Raw genomic sequence first — 17469 nt, 5'->3', positions numbered from 1 at the left:
ATGAAATTAAAATTACTTCATATAATAAGTGATGAAAAGTTTCCAGATGCAGCATATGAGCAATTTGAAAGTATAATTCCAGGACAAAGTACTTACTTATTACCAGAAATAAAACAATCTTTACAATACTTAAAAAAAATCAAACCAATCCAAGTATCTAAGTTCTCTTTTTTAAATCCAATATTTATACGTTCACTCAAAAAATATGATGCAATAATATTACACTCACTAACTAATTTTGCGATTGAATTAGTTTCTAGATTACACAAAGATGTTGTATTTATTTGGATAGGCATGGGCTATGATTACTACGATATAATTTATCCAAATCCTTATGATTTACTTGAAGGTCAGACTATTAAAATAGTTAAGGAAATTGATCCAAACTATGGCATAACAAAATCACCTAGTATTATAAAAAATTTTATTAAATTAATAATATATTATAAGAAAAAAAATAAAATTGATTGTATCCAATTAATTGATATTTTTTGTCCTGTCATACCCGTTGAGAGTAGGTTATTAGAAGAAAAAATTGGATATTTTACACCTAAAACAATTCCATGGAATTATGGTTCATCCCTCAATATTTTTGATAACAATATTGAGTATAATAATTTAACTGGTAATAATATATTAGTAGGAAATAGTGCTACACCTACAAATAATCATGCTGAAGTTTTTAAAATACTCTATGATTTAGGTTTACCAAAAAAAACAAAAATATTTGTTCCATTAAGTTATGGTTCTTCTGAATATAGAGATAAAATAATACAATTAGGTTATGAATATTTTGGTGATCAGTTTGTACCAATAACTAACTTTATGAATTTAACTGAATATTTTAAATTAATTCAACAATGTTCAGTAATGATAATGAATCATAGAAGACAACAAGGCGCAGGAAATATTGGTTTGGGATTATATGTAGGAGCTAAAATATTTTTAAATAAAGTTAGTCCGTTATATCAATTTTATACTGATAAAAAGGCAATTATTTATTCATGTGATCAGATAACAACTATTCTATCTGGTGGTATCTCCCCATTATCAAAAAATGAATTCATATCAAATCATCAGTTATTAGAAAGAGAGCATGGAAGAAAGAAAATATTAAATAATACTAGAAATTTACTTAAAGAAATTCGGAAGGTTTCTTTAACGAAAAAATAATTTTTCAAAAAATTAAAATGATCAATAAACTAGTTTATTATTATTGACTCTTTTCTATTTATAAAACATATCCATTTTCATTATAAGAGCCTATCCCAAAAGGAATTATCGTATAATATAATGAATTACGATAATTTCTGAGGGCAACGTATGGCAGTCAGCAAGTGGCAAATTAGCGATGAACTCTGGGATAAAATGGCTCCACTTATTCCAGAACATAAAACTCACCATCCGCTGGGTACGCACCGCAAGCGGGTTGATAATCGCGCTGCAATGAACGCCATTTTCTTCGTACTCAGGACGGGTTGCCAGTGGAATACGCTAAATGCCACCGGTATATGCTCGTCAAGCTCTGCTCATCGCAGATTTCAGGAGTGGCGGGATGCTGAAGTATTTGAACGCTTCTGGCAAAACGGGTTGTTTGCTTGCGAACAGTTGGACGCTATTGACTGGTCGTGGCTGTCGATGGATGGTTGTATGACCAAATCACCGCTGGCAGGCTCAAAAAAACAGGCCGTAATCCAACAGACTGAGGGAAACGGGGCGTAAAGCGCAGTCTGATGACTGACGGGAACGGGCTTCCGCTTGCACTGGTTGTCGCCGGAGCAAATATGCACGACATAAAGCTGGTTGCGGATACGCTCGATGCCCTCCAGACGGGCAGACCATGCAAGAGGCTCCGGTTGTGCATGGACAAAGGGTATGAAGCGGAATGGTTGGGATCGTATCTGAAAACAAGGGCTATGAGCCTCATATCCAATCGAGGAAAGAAGAATCTGAGGCGATCAAAAACAGCGATTTTAAGACTCATCTTTGGGTTGTGGAAAGAACGCATAGCTGGATGAACCGCTTTCGGCGTGTTCTCACCCGCTGGGAGAAAAAGGTCGAAAATTCACGTGGAATGTTTTTATCAAGAACAAAAGATTTCATTAATGTATTAATTTGCAAAGTTGACACAATTATTTATTAATATAAATACATAGAGCATGATTCTAATGAAAATAGCAATTGTAGGTACAGGCTATGTGGGTCTGTCTAACGCCATGTTACTGTCACAAAACCACGAAGTAGTGGCCGTCGACATCGTGCCTGAAAAAGTGGCGATGCTGAACAATAAGCAATCGCCGATTATCGATACCGAAATTGAACAGTTTATGCGTGAAAAAACACTCAATTTCCGTGCAACCCAAGATATTGTTGAAGCCTATACGGGCGCACAGTATGTGATTGTAGCCACACCGACTGACTATGACCCGAAAAGCAATTACTTCAATACCAAGTCAGTTGAATCAGTCATTCATGATGTGCAGAAAATTAACCCAGCAGCCACCATTATTGTTAAATCCACCATCCCTGTTGGCTTTACTGAGCGCCTGGGTGAAGAGTTTGGCTACACCAATGTGATTTTCTCCCCTGAATTTTTACGTGAAGGCCGTGCGCTGTGGGATAACTTGTACCCATCACGCATTGTGGTGGGTGAACGCTCTGAGCGAGCGGAAATCTTTGCGGATTTGCTGCTCGAAGGCGCTATCAAAAAAGATGTCCCTGTGCTGTTTACCGATGGCACTGAAGCGGAAGCGATTAAATTATTCGCCAATACTTACTTAGCGATGCGTGTGGCCTATTTCAATGAATTAGATACCTATGCAGAGAGTCGTGGCTTGAACGCACGTCAAATCATCGAAGGGGTGTCTTTAGACCCACGTATTGGCCGCCATTATAACAACCCTTCATTTGGTTACGGCGGTTATTGTTTGCCGAAAGACACCAAGCAGTTACTGGCTAACTATGACGATGTACCGAATAACCTCATTAATGCGATTGTGGAATCTAACCGTACCCGTAAAGACTTTATCTCAGATGCGATTATTGCCAAAGCGCCACGTAAAGTCGGGGTATATCGTTTAGTGATGAAAGCGGGTTCGGATAACTTCCGCGCCTCGGCGGTACAAGGTGTGATGAAACGCATCAAAGCCAAAGGCATTGAAGTGATTGTGTATGAGCCGGTGCTTAAAGAGGACGAATTTTTCCGCTCCAAAGTGTATCGTGATCTTGAAGCATTCAAAGCCGATAGTGATATTATTTTAGCCAACCGGATGGTGCCTGAACTCGAAGATGTCGCAGAGAAAGTGTATACACGTGACCTGTTTGGCAATGATTGATACTGAGAAATATAATTACCATATGTGGCAATATACTATTTATAAATAATTAGAATAATATACTATGAATAATGTTCAAAAGTACGAAAAAAAATTTTTTTTAGATGTCATAATTACAACTAGAAATTCTTCTAGTTATATCCATAATGCACTCAATGCTCTCTGCTCTCAAACCAATAAAAATTTCAATGTAATTATTATTGATGATGCAAGTCAAGATAATGTTGAACTTAAAACTATTGTTAATAGATATTCATCATTACTTAATATACATTTAATTTGCTTAGATATAAAATCTAATGCGTCTCGCACTCGAAATTTAGGACTAGACTTCTCAAAAAATAATTACATTTCATTCCATGACGCTGATGATATCTGGTTTAATAATAAAGTAGAGGTCATCTATAAATCTATTGAAAATATTCCTCCAGAACAGCCATGTATTATTTTCCATCCTGTATTGCATATTAATGAAAAAGATGTTTATAATACAACCGAAAATTCTTCTTATGCAAAAAAATATTCATTTAATAAAAACATAATAGATTACTTAATAAATAATAATGGAGTTATACAAACATCAGCAATCACTATAACCAAATCAACATCAGAACTCATTAAATTTAATGAGAATCTACAAAGACATCAAGATGTTCAGTATTGCATCGATGCATATATAAAAAAAATCCCATTTATCTTTATCGATAAAATACTGTCATTTTGGGTGATATTAAGTGAAAACCCATCAGTGATCAAAAAAGGAGCGACTTCAGATTTTTGTTTTAACTGGCTAAAATATAATGATATGAATTTCACATTTTTTAATAGAATAAATTATATAGGTAAAACACTATTACCTATTTCTTATAAAGAAAACAAACTTATAGATTCAGTCATCAAAGTAAAAAATAATTTTAATTTAGCAACAGTATTTTTTTCTTTCTTAATCCTGATAAAATCCTTACTCAATGTTTACATGAAAAGAATCAGAAAAATATTAAAGTTAGAACATTCAAATGCAAAAAATAACAATTAAAAACAAAGACTATCTGCTGTTAATATTGTGTTGCTCCTTTATTAGCTTCAACTCATTTCCTATAAATCTTATTTATATTTTAGGACTTTTGTTAATCTTATTTGGAGTTATGACTCTATGCATTAAATTAAAATTAAATAAACTAACTATAATTTATTGTTTATTTTCATCACTATTTTTAATTAGTCAAGTCACAGGCCTATATTTCTCCAGCGTTACATATACTATTAATATTAACTATTTATCACCCTTGTTATTTTATTTTTCTTGGCTTCTATCAATATTTATTCCTAATGTGATTTTAAAAACATCATACCTCGAAAGAAAGATAATATATGTAAAATCAATTAATATATCTATAATATTTTTATCTATTGAGTTATTATCCCGAACCTTACTATACGAATCAAGTCGAGGATTTATATATGCACTGAAAAGTAGTTATTTTTATTTTGACTCGAACTTCGCGGGGCTAGTAATAACGTCACTAATTGCATTTGCTATTTATTTAAATAAAGTATTGGAAGTCAAAGTTAAAAAACAAATATTTTTACTTTTTGTTCTACTTTTATTAACCTTTTCTAGAGCGGCAATTGTTGCTGGTATAATAATAATTATTATATATCACAGTATTGTTAGATTTAGATTAAAGTCATATTTCACACTATTGGCAACATTTTTTACATTTAGTTATTTACTTTATCAATATCTATATCTTGATATAAATTTCAGAGATTTAGATGGTAGTTTTAACTCCAAGTTCTACATTTTTAGTATAGCTGAAGATTTGTATTCATCTCTTCCAGTTGATTTGAAATTTTTTGGAATAGGGATGGGAAATGCAGAATCATTTTTGGGTATTTTTGCACATAATATATATGTAACATTTTTTTTAGAGTTCGGAATAATTGGAAGCGTAGTATTCCTATCATTTACAGCTTACTCTCTCTATATTTCAAAAAGCTATACTATAATTTTATGGCTTCCTGTATTCATTTGTGGGATTTCTCTATTCAGTGCATACTCGCCATTTATATTTATTATTAATGCAATAATTATCTCAGAAGAAAGAGAAAAACAAAAAGGACATAATCCGTCATATGAATAATACATTACCATTAATTTCTGTTGTTATGCCAACATATAATGTAGCTCCTTGGATTAAAAAATCTATAGACAGCATATTGAAACAAACATACCCAAACATTGAATTAATTATAATTGATGATTGCTCAACTGATAATACCTATAATATTATTAAAAAACTAGCTAAAAATAATCCAAAAATAATTCATCAACAAAATTCCAAAAACTTAAAGATATGTCAAACATTAAATAAAGGTATAAAATTAAGTAAAGGTAACTATATTGCAAGGATCGATGGAGATGATATTGCTGATCTTGAACGAATCCAAAAGCAATACGATTTATTAGTAACCAAAAATTTAGATTTAGTTGGATGTCAAATGATTGGTATAGATGAAAATGATAACAAATTATCATATAGTAATCTTCCATGCGGTTCCAAGCTAATTGATAAAACAAAGCTTTTAAGAACACCTATCACGCACATATGGCTATGTAAAAAAGATATATATATAAAATTAAACTATTATAGAGAAATACCTTATGCAGAAGATTATGATTTCATACTACGAGCTTTAGATAATGGTTTTAAATGCGATAACCACCCTGAAGCTTTAATGTATATTAGGCATAGGCTTGGAAATACGGCTTCAACCGTTAGTTTAAAGCAGCGAAAAACGCATGCATACGTAGTTAAACTAGCTAAAGAGCGAATTCTAAATAAAAATAATATTGATTCTTTTTCTGAAAAAAAACTGGCGTCATATATTAATTATTGGAACATTACGAACTTACTCCATAAATATTCATCTAAACAGTTAAATTCTGCTTATAAAAGTAATAGCAAAATCATAAAATCAGTGCATATATTATTGTGCTTGGCCACATCAATATATAATACAAAATATTTAATTGATAGATTTAAATATGATTTGGAAAGAAAAAAACTGAGTGACATACAAAATTCTATTAAATAATTTTAATGACTTGTTACGAAATAGCTAATCGACTAATAGGAAGCCTACTAAATGGACATATAGCACAATATTAATTGCTGTTATATCTTTTAAATCTAATAGACATCTAAATTAACTCAGAACCATTATTAACCTCTTAATATATACAAATAAACAATATTTTAAATATAGAGTCGTTATGAAAAATATATTTATATTAATTGATGATATTAGCCATACCGGCGGCACTGAAAGAGTCGCATGTATATTATGCAATGAATTTTCCAGAATGGGATACTCCGTATTTTTATATTCACTTAACTATTCTAAAAATACATTAACGTTTGAATTAGATAACAACGTTACTTTAAAAACATTTCAGGGAAAAAAAAGGTATTTATCATTAATAAAAATAATGAAACACATTAAACAACAAGACGGATGCCTCATTACAATTTCCATGGGGAGACTTTCTGTTGATGTCGCCCTAGCTTCTATAATTCACAAACCTAAAAAAATCATCTTCTCCGAACATATATCATTCGAATCGTTTAGCCTTGTCAAACAAAAAATAAAAAAACTTGCGTATTACTTTGCAAGTAAAGTGATTTTTTTGACAGAAAACGATAAGAACATATTTAGAAATGATACTGGAAAATATGATTTCATTAGAAATATTAACCCATACTTTCAATCAGACCTTACAATAAGGGATTTTAATGTTCGTAAAAATATTGCTATTGCGGTAGGTCGATTAACTTATCAAAAAGATTTTGAATCATTAATAAACATTTGGAAATCGACTAAAACGAAAGATTGGGAACTACTAATTATAGGTGATGGTGAAGATTACTCTAAATTAAAATCAATAATATCTGATAATGATAATATTAGGCTAATACCTGCTACTTCTGATATATCTAGTTATTATAATTGTTCAAAATTGTTCTTAATGACATCTCGTTATGAGGGATTACCAATGGTACTAATTGAGTCTCAATTTTTTGGTGTACCATCAATAGCATACAATTGCAAAACAGGGCCAAAGGAGATTATCAAAGATAAGTCAACGGGATATATAATTCCCTATGGTGATAACGCCTCATTTTCAACTAAACTTAGTTCACTCATATTTAATGATGAACTTCTTTATAAAATGCACAAAAATGCATTAAAGAATAAAGATGAATTTAGCCCTAAAAAAATAATGAAAAAATGGATAGATATAGTTTCAGAATAGCTCTCATAAAACAAAATTAACTGTGGAAAAAATGATTAAATTTACTGTTTTGCTTTCAGTCTATAAAAATGAATCTGCTGAGTATTTAAATGATGCTTTCAATAGCATATTAATATACCAGACAGTGCTACCAAATGAAGTAATTTTAATAAAAGATGGTAGATTATCTAGTGAATTAGATGATTTGATATATCACTGGAGCAAACAATATCCAAAAATAATGAAAGTAATCGAGCTAAAAGAGAATGTAGGGTTAGGTAAAGCTTTAAATGAAGGTTTAAAATATTGCTCGTATAATTGGGTTTTTCGAATGGACACTGATGACTATTGCATGCCAGATAGATTTGAAAAACAGCTATTATATATACATTTTAATCCTAACATAGTTTTACTTGGATCTTGTATAGAAGAGTTTGACTCCACAATGTCAAGATCATTAGGCTATAGAAACGTTCCCTGTTCACATAATGATATTCTTAAATATGTAAACCAAAGAAATCCATTCAACCATATGACAGTAGCTTTTCGTAAAGATATTATCGAACTAGTTGGTGGTTACCAACATCATTTATATATGGAAGATTATAATTTGTGGATTAGGGTTATTGCCGCTGGTTACAAAGTAGCTAACTTACAAGATTCCTTAGTTAAAGTAAGATGTGGCGATTCTATGGTTAAACGACGCAAAGGTATAACTTATATAAAAAGTGAATTTCAACTAGCTAAATTGAAAATTGAGAAAAAAATTGATACTCCACTTAATTCATACTTAAATTTTACGCTACGTAGTATCCCTAGATTATTACCAACTTCAATACTTTCAAAAATTTATAAAAAACTAAGAAAATAAAGGTTTATTATGTTAACTATCATCGGTGGATCCGGTTTTATTGGAACCCGTCTCTCCAATCAATTAAAATCTAAAAATATCGACTTTAAAATTGTTGATATCCAAAAAAGCGAAGCTCATCCTGAAAAATGGGAATTTGGTGATGTCACTAAACCAGAAACGCTTATCGAACCACTAAAAGGGACTGACGTCATTATCAATTTATCTGCTCAGCATAAAGATAATGTTCACCCTATTAGCCTTTATTATGAAGTAAACGTTGATGGAGCTAAAAATGTTTGTGATGTCGCTGAACAAATTGGTATTAAACATATAGTATTTACTTCTTCCGTAGCTGTTTATGGCTTTGTCGAAAAAGAAACTGGCGAAGATGGTGAGTATCATCCGTTTAATGATTATGGTAAATCAAAGTTAGAAGCCGAATATGTGTATGATGCTTGGCAGGCTAAATCAGTGAATCACACCCTTGTTACGATACGACCAACGGTGGTTTTTGGCGAAAATAACCGAGGTAATGTCTATAACCTATTCCGCCAAATTGCCTCAGGTCGTTTTTTGATGATTGGTAGTGGTAACAACCAAAAATCGATGGCGTATGTTGAAAATGTTGCTGCATTTATCCATTTTGCAACCACCTTCACTGAAGGTAAACATGTTTTCAATTATATTGATAAACCTGACTTCACCATGAATGAGCTCACTACCGTTATCTGTCACGCATTAAATAAACCTAAATCAAATATTCGTATTCCTTATCCTATTGGGATCATGGGTGGATATTGTTTTGATATTTTATCTAAAATTACTGGTAAAGAATTTCCGGTAAGCAGCATCAGGGTGAAAAAATTTTGTGCTAGAACGCAGTTTAAATCAAATTATATTGCAAATACCTCTTTCAAGGCACCAGTGACTCTTGAAAAAGGTATTGCTAATACTGTTCAATATGAATTCAAATAAATTAAAATATTTTCTTTTATCATCATCTTGCTAAAGGGATCGCGAGTGTCTATGAAACGCCTTTCTATTGCTGCACTAATGCTTACAGCATTAACCGGCTGTACCGTTACTCCTGGTGTCTATATGTCTACATCAGGCAAAAATGTCGTCGACACTGGCGATCGTGATATCTCTAAATTTGTGGATATCTATCCGATTTCACCAAAACTGTTAGATGAGATGTACGTGGCTCCAGTGATCGCCAAACCAAACCCTACCCTTGAAAAGCAACTTTCAACCTATGAATACCGTGTGGGTGTGGGTGACGTATTAACCATCACTGTGTGGGATCACCCTGAATTAACTATTCCAGCGGGTTCTTATCGTAGCGCTGCCGATTCAGGTAACTGGGTTCATTCCAATGGCACCATTTACTACCCTTATATCGGTAACGTGAAAGTTGTTGGTAAAACACTGTCGGAGATCCGTAATTTAGTCAGCAGTAAACTGGCTACCTATATTGAATCCCCACAAGTGGATGTCAGTATTGCGGCATTCCGCTCACAAAAAATGTATGTTTCTGGCGAAGTCGCTAAACCAGGTACATTGCCAATTACCAATATCCCTCTTACCGTTCTGGAAGCCTTTAATAATGCGGGTGGCCTCACCGAAAAAGCCGATTGGGATAACGTCGTACTGACCCGTAATGGCAAAGAAATTAAACTCTCATTGCAATCATTAGTTCAGTATGGCGATATGACTCAAAACTACCTAATGATCCCAGGCGATACACTTTATGTACCACGCAACGACGGGCAAAAAGTATTTGTGATGGGGGAAGTCGGCCAGCCAAATACCTTAACTATTGATCGTGCAGGTATGAGTATCACTGAAGCACTGAGTAAAGCCGGGGGTACCGATCAAACAACCGCTAATGCAACCGGTGTGTTTGTTATCCGTCCAATTAAAAGCCAAACCTCGGGTGATAAAGAACTTGATGCGTTGCTACCGAAAAAAATGGCAGCGGTGTATCAGTTAGATTTATCTGATGCCACGGCAATGGTGATGGGTACAGAGTTTAAACTACAACCATACGATCTGGTCTATGTTACCGCCGCGCCTGTGGTACGTTGGAACCGTCTGATCACTCAATTACTACCCACCATCGCGACCTATAATCAGTTAACTGAAGGTACAAAACGTATTCACGACTGGTAATCGTCATGTTTAACAATATCCTAGTTGTTTGTATGGGTAATATTTGTCGCTCCCCCACAGGGGAGCGTTTATTACAAGCCCATTTCCCCAATAAAAAAGTACACTCTGCTGGCATTATTGCCAAAGACGATCGCCCCGCTTATGACAGTGCCATCCGTATCGCACAGCAACATGATCTCTGTTTAGACAATCATCAATCACGACGTTTAACCAGCGAATTGTGTAAAGAAGCAGACTTAATCCTAGTGATGGAAAACGATCATATTGATAGGATCCATCAACAGTTTCCCGAAACTCGTGGCAAAGTCATGTTATTCGGCCAGTGGCTTAATAAAACTGAGATCCCAGATCCACATAAACGCAGTGATGAAATGTTTGAACATGTTTATCAACTGATGGAAAAAGCCGTTTTACAGTGGCAAGGGAAAATTTAATTTTAATTTAGGAAGGCTTAGCATTTAATTGATTATGAACACGACAAAAAATAGCTCCCCTGCCTCGGACGAGATCGATCTGCTGGCACTTTTTAAAGTATTAAAGTCCAGTTATCTTAAAATCGGCTTTTTTACTCTGTTTTTTATTTTGCTTGCAGCAGCTTACAGTTTTTTAGCGACTCCTATCTATCAAGCTAATGCGACACTGCAATATGACAAAGCCAGCCAAGTTTCTCTTGTTGATAAAATGAGTGAAATGATGCCATTAGCCAGCAGTGCTGGCCAAGTCGATTCCGAAATTGAAGTCATTAAGTCACGAATGGTGCTGGGCAAAACCGTGACTAACCTGAATTTAGATACTCAAATCGCACCAGCAGGCTTTTTTGATAAGCTGTGGGGGGATAAAACCGATGCTGTCGTGGCTCTCTATTTAGTCCCCGAAGACTTTATTGGAAAGCCCGCGACGTTGACCTATTTGGGGGATAACAAATATTCTCTGAATATTGAAGGGCTAGTTCTTGAAGGCACCGTTGGTATTCTCTTAAAACAAGACGATATTAGTTTATTGGTTTCATCCTTAGTTGCAGAGGTTGGTCAAGAATTTACTTTAGTTAAAAATGCGCGTTATTCAACCATTGAAAACCTACGTAATACTTTAACTATTGCAGAAGTGGGTAAAGGAACCGGTATTATCAATATGGCCATTAAAGGTGCCGATAAAACCGAAAACGTGCAAATCTTAAACAGTATTATTCAAAATTACGTCGATCAAAATACCGAGCGTAAAAAAGAAGTCACAAATAACACCTTATTATTCTTAGATGAATATCTGCCTAAGATTAAAACCAAGCTGGATAACTATGAAAACCAGCTAAATACCTTCCGTAAAAAGAATGAATCTATCGACTTATCATTAGAAGCCAAATCCGCCCTTGATAGTGCTTTGCAAGTCGAAGAAAAGTTAAATGAACTCACCTTTAAAGAGGTTGAAATTCAGCAGTTGTATACACGCAATCACCCTGCTTACCAATCACTGCTTGATAAGCGCCAGCAGCTGTTACGTGAGAAAGAGAAAATCAGTAAAGCGATTCAAAAACTGCCAAATACTCAACAACAAATTGTTCGTTTAACCCGTGATGTAGAGTCTGAGCAAGCTATTTACAATCAATTAGTGGCAAAACAGCAGGAACTGAGTGTATTAAACTCAGGGATCACCGCTGATGTGCGTATTATTGACTCCGCCGAATCTCAACCGAATGCCGTAGCACCTAAGAAAGCATTAATCTTAGTATTAGCTGCAATACTGGGCTTTATAGTGGGTTGTGCATATGTCATTGCTCGTGAGTTCTTTAATAATAAAATTAAAGGCACTGAGGATATTGATGCTCTGGGTATCAACGTCTATGCCACTATTCCTTTCTCTACCCATGAGAAGAAATTGATTGCAGAAGGTAATAAACATCCACTCGCGCTAGAAAACCCTGCCGATACGGCGGTTGAAGCCATTCGTTCTTTGCGTACTAGTGTTTACTTCTCGGTCATGAACCAAGGTAATAATCTGGTTATGGTCACCAGTGCTTCACCGGGTGTAGGTAAAAGCTTTGTTACCTCCAATATGGCGGTGGTGCTAGCAAATGCAGGCAAAAAAGTATTGTTAATCGATACTGACTTACGTAAAGGCCGTATACATAAAGCCTTTGGATTAAGCAATAAATTAGGTCTATCCGATTATCTCTCACAATCAGATACTAGCCAGCCAAATATTCATAACAGTGTGATTGAAAACCTCGACGTGATTTGTCGCGGTAAGAATGTCACGCACTCTTCTGAATTACTAATGAGCGAGCGCTTTAAACGTTTACTTGATACGGTGAAAGGTCAATACGATATCGTCGTGATTGATACTGCGCCAATACTGGCAATCACCGACTCAGCTATTATTGGTAAGTACGTTGGGACCTCATTGCTTATCACCTATTATGGTGTGAACACGGTGAAAGATATTGAGTTATCGCTCAAACGCTTTAAGCAAAACGATATCGAAATTACGGGTGTGATCTTAAATGGTATCGATGCCAAGTCAGACGATTATAATTATGTTTATGAGTATTAGGAAAGTACAATGAAAAACGCAAAAGTATTAGTCACTGGTGGTCTTGGCTACATTGGTAGCCATACCTGTGTGCAGATGATTGAACAAGGCATGCAGCCAATTATTTTAGATAACCTCTGCAATGCTAATCCTGAAGTACTCAATCGCATTGAAACCATTACTGGCACCAAACCTATTTTCTACGTCGGTGATGTACGTGATAGCAAAATTTTAGATACCATTTTTGCTGAACATAAAATTGCATCGGTGATTCACTTTGCAGGGCTAAAAGCCGTGGGTGAGTCAGTTCAAAAACCGATTGAGTACTATGACAATAATGTTAATGGAACTTTGGTTTTAATCACATCAATGCAAAAAGCGGGTGTAAAAAGCCTCATTTTTAGTTCTTCCGCGACGGTGTATGGTGATCCTGAAGAAGTACCGTTAACTGAAGAATCGAAAGTAGGTGGTACAACCAATCCATATGGTACCAGCAAATATATGGTTGAACGCGTTCTTACCGACTTACATATTGCGCATGATGAATGGTCACTGACTTTATTACGTTATTTTAACCCTGTCGGAGCTCATACTTCAGGTTTAATGGGGGAAGACCCTAACGGTACCCCAAACAACTTAACCCCATTTATCGCTCAAGTTGCTGTTGGTCGCCATAAAGAAGTGATGGTATTTGGTGCTGATTACCCAACACCAGATGGTACTGGTGTTCGTGATTATATCCATGTTATGGATTTAGCGAGTGGACACATTGCTGCCTTGAATGGTGTTAGTCAAAAAGCAGGGCTCCATATTTATAATTTAGGCACTGGTAAAGGTACTAGTGTATTAGAAATGATCGCTGCTTTTGAAAAGGCATCAAGCAAACAGATCCAATACAAAATAGTTGCTCGCCGCCCCGGTGATATTGCTGAGTGCTGGTCTAGCCCTAATAAAGCCTTTACTGATTTAGGCTGGCGAGCTCAGTACTCCGTGCAAGATATGGTGAACGATAGCTGGCGTTGGCAATCGCAAAACCCTAATGGCTATAAATAGATTTATTTTATTTAGGTTAAAATATGAATATTGATATAGATTCATTTGCACTATATATTGGTGTTAAACCAGAATATTTAGCTATGTTATATAGAACTACATGTGAATTAGAAGGATTGCCTTTACCTAAAAGAAATAGGCATGGTAAGGTAAAAATGAGTGATGTTTTAATTTTTAAACAACACTTTGAAGATAAAACAAAGAAGATTAATGAGAATAAAACATTAAGTTAAACTATCACTAAAGCTCAAAGAGCTGATGGATAAAATATGCAAATTATTACTTTAAGCGACAAACCCAAAAGAAATTATTTTATAATATAATGAGTTACGATAATTTCTAAGGGCGAACGTATGGTAGGCGGTTATTGTCAGACTAGCGATGAACTCTCAGAAAAAATAACACCTATTATCACTGAACACAAAACGAATCATCCGCTCGGCACTCGGCACTGACGAGTTGATAACAGTGCTACTATAAATGTTATTTTTTTGTTTAGAGTCGTTTGTCAGGCTGAATGAGCTAAATGTCCCCGGTATATATCCATTAAGTTCTGTACACCCCTGCCTCCAGGAATGGCGTGATCTAGTGTCTTAGAGCGCTTTTCCTGAACTTGTGATATTATTCAATCAACCAACATTTTTATAATAATCAATAAGTTTCAATACATCTTCAGCATTGTTTATTGTTTATTGTTTATTGTTTATTGTTTATTGTTTATTGTTTATTGTTTATTGTTTATTGTTTATTGTTTTATTGGTTAAAATATGCCAATTAATCACTTTATCGTCATTACTGCTCCCTGAGCAACCAACATAGTTCAGATGAATGAAGCATCTTTTTTGTTAGAGGGGCTTTTACTGCTACTGAGGCATATTTTACATCTAAAGTGGCCTTACTCGCTTTACGACTACCTCTTTTAGTTATCTGGAGTAACACTTTTAAGCATTGATATTGCTGAGTATGGCAACGAGCTTATCTCCTATTGAGATAGGCTCTAATTATTACTTTTTATCATTTCAGTATTCCTCAATTAAATCTGTTAAAGATCTGATCGAGAACTGAGGATTTTGTTCAAAAAAATCCTTACACATGTGAAGGACTTCTGTATAAAAGGCAGTCTATACTGGGGGTTATTTATTTTGAATAGTGTGTCAATGAACTTCAAAAATATCATGAATTAAAAATATCGTTTAATAATTCTACAGTTCTAGTTGAACATTGCACAATGTTTATCAGACGTTGGGGGGATTAGTGTTATGTATGAAAATGGTTTGGAAAATTGAAATCAGTTTGCTAAGGATATTAGCCTGTTTATTACACGGGCGTATTTGTTACTATTACCATGTAAAAGTATATGACCCTTTATTGGTATTCACAATAAGTTCTAGTGGAAGGCATTTGGTATAAGAATCGTTACTTGGGATTGTAAACGTGTAAGATTGGCCAAACTTTAGGTTAGCATTCATATTTTTCCCTCGGTTATTTGTCGAAATCACACAATTATCGCGATTCAAAACCAATGATTGTAAAGTGAGTTATCATCAAGGCTGGTAATGGTATAACGCCAAACTGGAAAAGCGACTTGTCCAGCGCGAAGTTTATCACTTCTTACATCGACTTTTATGGGGAAATAGCTGCAAGCGACATTGCACTGAAAAGTCCAAGGTTACTTACAATTAGTATAGAACAAAGACTATTAATGAATTTCATTATAAAAACCTTATATAAGAAAGAGTAATTGTATATTTATTAAGATAAATAGCTCTTTCCCCGGTGCTAATACAATAATGGGAATAGCGAATTATTTCTTTTGATTTTTACTATTGAGTATTTCTGGTAAATGTTTAATAAAATAAATCGCAAAGTTAAATACACCAATAAATAGTGATTTAATTATGTTGGGAAATTTAAAGGCAATAGGCAGAAAAATAAAAAGGATTAATAGAAATAGAACAAGTTTCATAGCCTCACCCTGACCCAGAAAAAGAGCCACTTAAATATCATGGCTATGTCGTGATTTAATGAATAAAACAAATATGATTACGATAATGATTCACGTTGTTTCCTTCTCATCCACTTATTGTAATAATCTGAGCGCTCTTCATCACGCCCCCCTATTTCTTCAATCCAATCATCATATTCAGGGCTGTCTTCAAAACGTTCTGACATGGTTATTTCCTCTAAAATGCATTATTTCGATTAAATTCGATAGGTAATATGTTGTATCGCGAATAGCTTATAAGAATCTGGTTGGTATTTAAAATCGTTATAAACGATCGAAATAATGAAATTGATCTGTAAAACCTATCGTAAATACCAATGAATATGTTGGCAATGAAAGGTAAATCCTATCGTAATGGTGTTATCGATCATTAAAACAGATCAATAAAGAGAAGATTATTCTAAATAAGAAATCAATAACGCATTTATTGTGTAATGAGTATATAAATAAGAAGATTAACGATCTTTGGGGGTATTTTTAGGAAGGTACACGAGCATCTAGTCAGCAGTGAAAATATCGGTTAAGTTGACTCATAAGATAACGAGTCACGATGACATGATTAGCAGGTAACTAATGATATTGATTAAATTACCCGCAAAAGCAGGCTTTGCTCTGCGTCATGCGCCGCCGGAACAACAACGCGCTTTTCTTGCTGTGATTGCGTATTGGCCCAGTAATGTGGGGCAAAGTACCCAAGCCTATTCTGAATAGCTTAAGGCCAAAATCGCCCAAATCGTGGCGGTCTAGGGTGGTGTATGGCTTAACCCTGAAAAGGGCAACCAAAAGCTGAAACTGCAATGTGTGCAAGGCCACCTGATTAACACTCGTCCATTCTACTTACGCCAAGGGGGATGGTGCATAGGGTGTTATGTTGAAAGCCAATATGTGGCTATCTTGCTTCTACTAGTGCATTTGTCATCACAGTAAGATAAATATCCATTTAATGGTTTGCATTAAATAAAAAAAGAACACCATAATAGCCATCTTTACGGATATCCGTAAAGATGGCTTATAGTAGAGTTTAGTTTGATTGGTGTTCTAGCTTATGGATGTTATTGGGATACTATTGCATTATTTATTCTCCGCCCAATGGGATCAAAGGTAAGCGCTTAATGAACCAGTAAAGCTTTACTCAACCTCACTGATTTCTACGTTCCATGGCATGAGATCCGACACATCATCTTTCGGACTTCGTTTTGGTAACTCGGTAAACAGGTGTTGGAAGTAA

Annotated in this window: 15 protein-coding genes and 1 pseudogene; 15 read left to right on the top strand and 1 reads right to left on the bottom strand. The window is 34.6% G+C overall.

What is annotated here, in order from left to right; all coding sequences use genetic code 11:
- The 14 genes and pseudogenes from ACLPIE_RS09595 to ACLPIE_RS09530 all read left to right on the top strand — a co-directional run bounded on the left by ACLPIE_RS09595 (position 1) and on the right by ACLPIE_RS09530 (position 14469).
- Positions 1-1173 carry a TDP-N-acetylfucosamine:lipid II N-acetylfucosaminyltransferase family protein gene (locus ACLPIE_RS09595; RefSeq protein WP_094962069.1) on the top strand — a complete coding sequence of 391 codons (1173 nt, stop codon included), beginning with the start codon at positions 1-3 and terminating at the stop codon, positions 1171-1173.
- Positions 1174-1323: 150 nt separating this feature from the next.
- Positions 1324-2143 (top strand): annotated as a pseudogene (locus ACLPIE_RS09590) (IS5 family transposase).
- A 25-nt stretch (positions 2144-2168) separates the two neighbouring features.
- Positions 2169-3335, top strand: a complete 1167-nt coding sequence (locus ACLPIE_RS09585; protein WP_094962068.1) for a nucleotide sugar dehydrogenase — start codon at positions 2169-2171, stop codon at positions 3333-3335.
- A 64-nt stretch (positions 3336-3399) separates the two neighbouring features.
- On the top strand, positions 3400-4371 hold the full coding sequence (locus ACLPIE_RS09580) for a glycosyltransferase family A protein (protein ID WP_094962067.1): 972 nt from the start codon (positions 3400-3402) through the stop codon (positions 4369-4371).
- Between the two features lie 832 nt (positions 4372-5203).
- The gene (locus ACLPIE_RS09575) at positions 5204-5479 is read left to right on the top strand and encodes a hypothetical protein (protein WP_141240679.1); all 276 of its coding nucleotides are present in this window, start codon (positions 5204-5206) and stop codon (positions 5477-5479) included.
- Positions 5472-6434, top strand: coding sequence for a glycosyltransferase family 2 protein (locus tag ACLPIE_RS09570; RefSeq protein ID WP_094962065.1), 963 nt, complete (start codon positions 5472-5474; stop codon positions 6432-6434). Before ACLPIE_RS09575 ends, ACLPIE_RS09570 begins: the two co-directional genes overlap by 8 nt.
- A gap of 178 nt (positions 6435-6612) precedes the next feature.
- On the top strand, positions 6613-7653 hold the full coding sequence (locus tag ACLPIE_RS09565) for a glycosyltransferase (protein WP_094962064.1): 1041 nt from the start codon (positions 6613-6615) through the stop codon (positions 7651-7653).
- Positions 7654-7684: 31 nt separating this feature from the next.
- Positions 7685-8503 carry a glycosyltransferase gene (locus ACLPIE_RS09560; protein ID WP_068908265.1) on the top strand — a complete coding sequence of 273 codons (819 nt, stop codon included), beginning with the start codon at positions 7685-7687 and terminating at the stop codon, positions 8501-8503.
- 9 nt (positions 8504-8512) lie between these two features.
- Positions 8513-9460, top strand: a complete 948-nt coding sequence (locus ACLPIE_RS09555) for an NAD-dependent epimerase/dehydratase family protein (RefSeq protein WP_094962063.1) — start codon at positions 8513-8515, stop codon at positions 9458-9460.
- A 51-nt stretch (positions 9461-9511) separates the two neighbouring features.
- Positions 9512-10657, top strand: a complete 1146-nt coding sequence (locus ACLPIE_RS09550) for a polysaccharide export protein (protein ID WP_172412261.1) — start codon at positions 9512-9514, stop codon at positions 10655-10657.
- Positions 10658-10662: 5 nt separating this feature from the next.
- The gene (locus tag ACLPIE_RS09545; protein ID WP_094962061.1) at positions 10663-11091 is read left to right on the top strand and encodes an arsenate reductase/protein-tyrosine-phosphatase family protein; all 429 of its coding nucleotides are present in this window, start codon (positions 10663-10665) and stop codon (positions 11089-11091) included.
- A gap of 34 nt (positions 11092-11125) precedes the next feature.
- Complete coding sequence (locus ACLPIE_RS09540) at positions 11126-13204, top strand: polysaccharide biosynthesis tyrosine autokinase (RefSeq protein ID WP_094962060.1); 2079 nt, start codon at positions 11126-11128, stop codon at positions 13202-13204.
- Between the two features lie 9 nt (positions 13205-13213).
- Entirely contained in the window at positions 13214-14236 is a 1023-nt protein-coding gene (gene galE, locus ACLPIE_RS09535) for a UDP-glucose 4-epimerase GalE (protein WP_094962059.1), read from the top strand.
- Between the two features lie 23 nt (positions 14237-14259).
- Complete coding sequence (locus ACLPIE_RS09530) at positions 14260-14469, top strand: hypothetical protein (RefSeq protein ID WP_094962058.1); 210 nt, start codon at positions 14260-14262, stop codon at positions 14467-14469.
- A gap of 1810 nt (positions 14470-16279) precedes the next feature.
- Here the strand turns inward: ACLPIE_RS09530 and ACLPIE_RS09525 are convergent.
- Positions 16280-16408: a hypothetical protein gene (locus tag ACLPIE_RS09525; protein WP_277921841.1), complete on the bottom strand. Its 129-nt coding sequence runs from the start codon at positions 16406-16408 to the stop codon at positions 16280-16282.
- Between the two features lie 406 nt (positions 16409-16814).
- Here ACLPIE_RS09525 and ACLPIE_RS09520 point away from each other — a divergent pair, with 406 nt between their 5' ends.
- A complete protein-coding gene (locus tag ACLPIE_RS09520) occupies positions 16815-16952 on the top strand; it encodes a hypothetical protein (protein ID WP_172412258.1) in 138 nt (45 codons plus the stop codon).
- The last annotated feature ends 517 nt before the right edge of the window (positions 16953-17469 follow it).

Origin of the sequence: Providencia sp. Me31A (assembly GCF_050487165.1) — a bacterium.
In the GTDB taxonomy this organism is placed as follows: domain Bacteria; phylum Pseudomonadota; class Gammaproteobacteria; order Enterobacterales; family Enterobacteriaceae; genus Providencia.
This window is presented reverse-complemented; position numbering and strand designations above follow the sequence as displayed.

Excerpts from the sequence above, each read along its gene's own strand:
- ACLPIE_RS09595 (WP_094962069.1), top strand. The coding sequence starts at position 1 with ATGAAATTAAAATTACTTCATATAATAAGTGATGAAAAGTTTCCAGAT.
- ACLPIE_RS09585 (WP_094962068.1), top strand. The coding sequence starts at position 2,169 with ATGAAAATAGCAATTGTAGGTACAGGCTATGTGGGTCTGTCTAACGCC.
- ACLPIE_RS09580 (WP_094962067.1), top strand. The coding sequence starts at position 3,400 with ATGAATAATGTTCAAAAGTACGAAAAAAAATTTTTTTTAGATGTCATA.
- ACLPIE_RS09575 (WP_141240679.1), top strand. The coding sequence starts at position 5,204 with ATGGGAAATGCAGAATCATTTTTGGGTATTTTTGCACATAATATATAT.
- ACLPIE_RS09570 (WP_094962065.1), top strand. The coding sequence starts at position 5,472 with ATGAATAATACATTACCATTAATTTCTGTTGTTATGCCAACATATAAT.
- ACLPIE_RS09565 (WP_094962064.1), top strand. The coding sequence starts at position 6,613 with ATGAAAAATATATTTATATTAATTGATGATATTAGCCATACCGGCGGC.
- ACLPIE_RS09560 (WP_068908265.1), top strand. The coding sequence starts at position 7,685 with ATGATTAAATTTACTGTTTTGCTTTCAGTCTATAAAAATGAATCTGCT.
- ACLPIE_RS09555 (WP_094962063.1), top strand. The coding sequence starts at position 8,513 with ATGTTAACTATCATCGGTGGATCCGGTTTTATTGGAACCCGTCTCTCC.
- ACLPIE_RS09550 (WP_172412261.1), top strand. The coding sequence starts at position 9,512 with ATGAAACGCCTTTCTATTGCTGCACTAATGCTTACAGCATTAACCGGC.
- ACLPIE_RS09545 (WP_094962061.1), top strand. The coding sequence starts at position 10,663 with ATGTTTAACAATATCCTAGTTGTTTGTATGGGTAATATTTGTCGCTCC.
- ACLPIE_RS09540 (WP_094962060.1), top strand. The coding sequence starts at position 11,126 with ATGAACACGACAAAAAATAGCTCCCCTGCCTCGGACGAGATCGATCTG.
- galE (WP_094962059.1), top strand. The coding sequence starts at position 13,214 with ATGAAAAACGCAAAAGTATTAGTCACTGGTGGTCTTGGCTACATTGGT.
- ACLPIE_RS09530 (WP_094962058.1), top strand. The coding sequence starts at position 14,260 with ATGAATATTGATATAGATTCATTTGCACTATATATTGGTGTTAAACCA.
- ACLPIE_RS09525 (WP_277921841.1), bottom strand. The coding sequence starts at position 16,408 with ATGTCAGAACGTTTTGAAGACAGCCCTGAATATGATGATTGGATTGAA.
- ACLPIE_RS09520 (WP_172412258.1), top strand. The coding sequence starts at position 16,815 with ATGATATTGATTAAATTACCCGCAAAAGCAGGCTTTGCTCTGCGTCAT.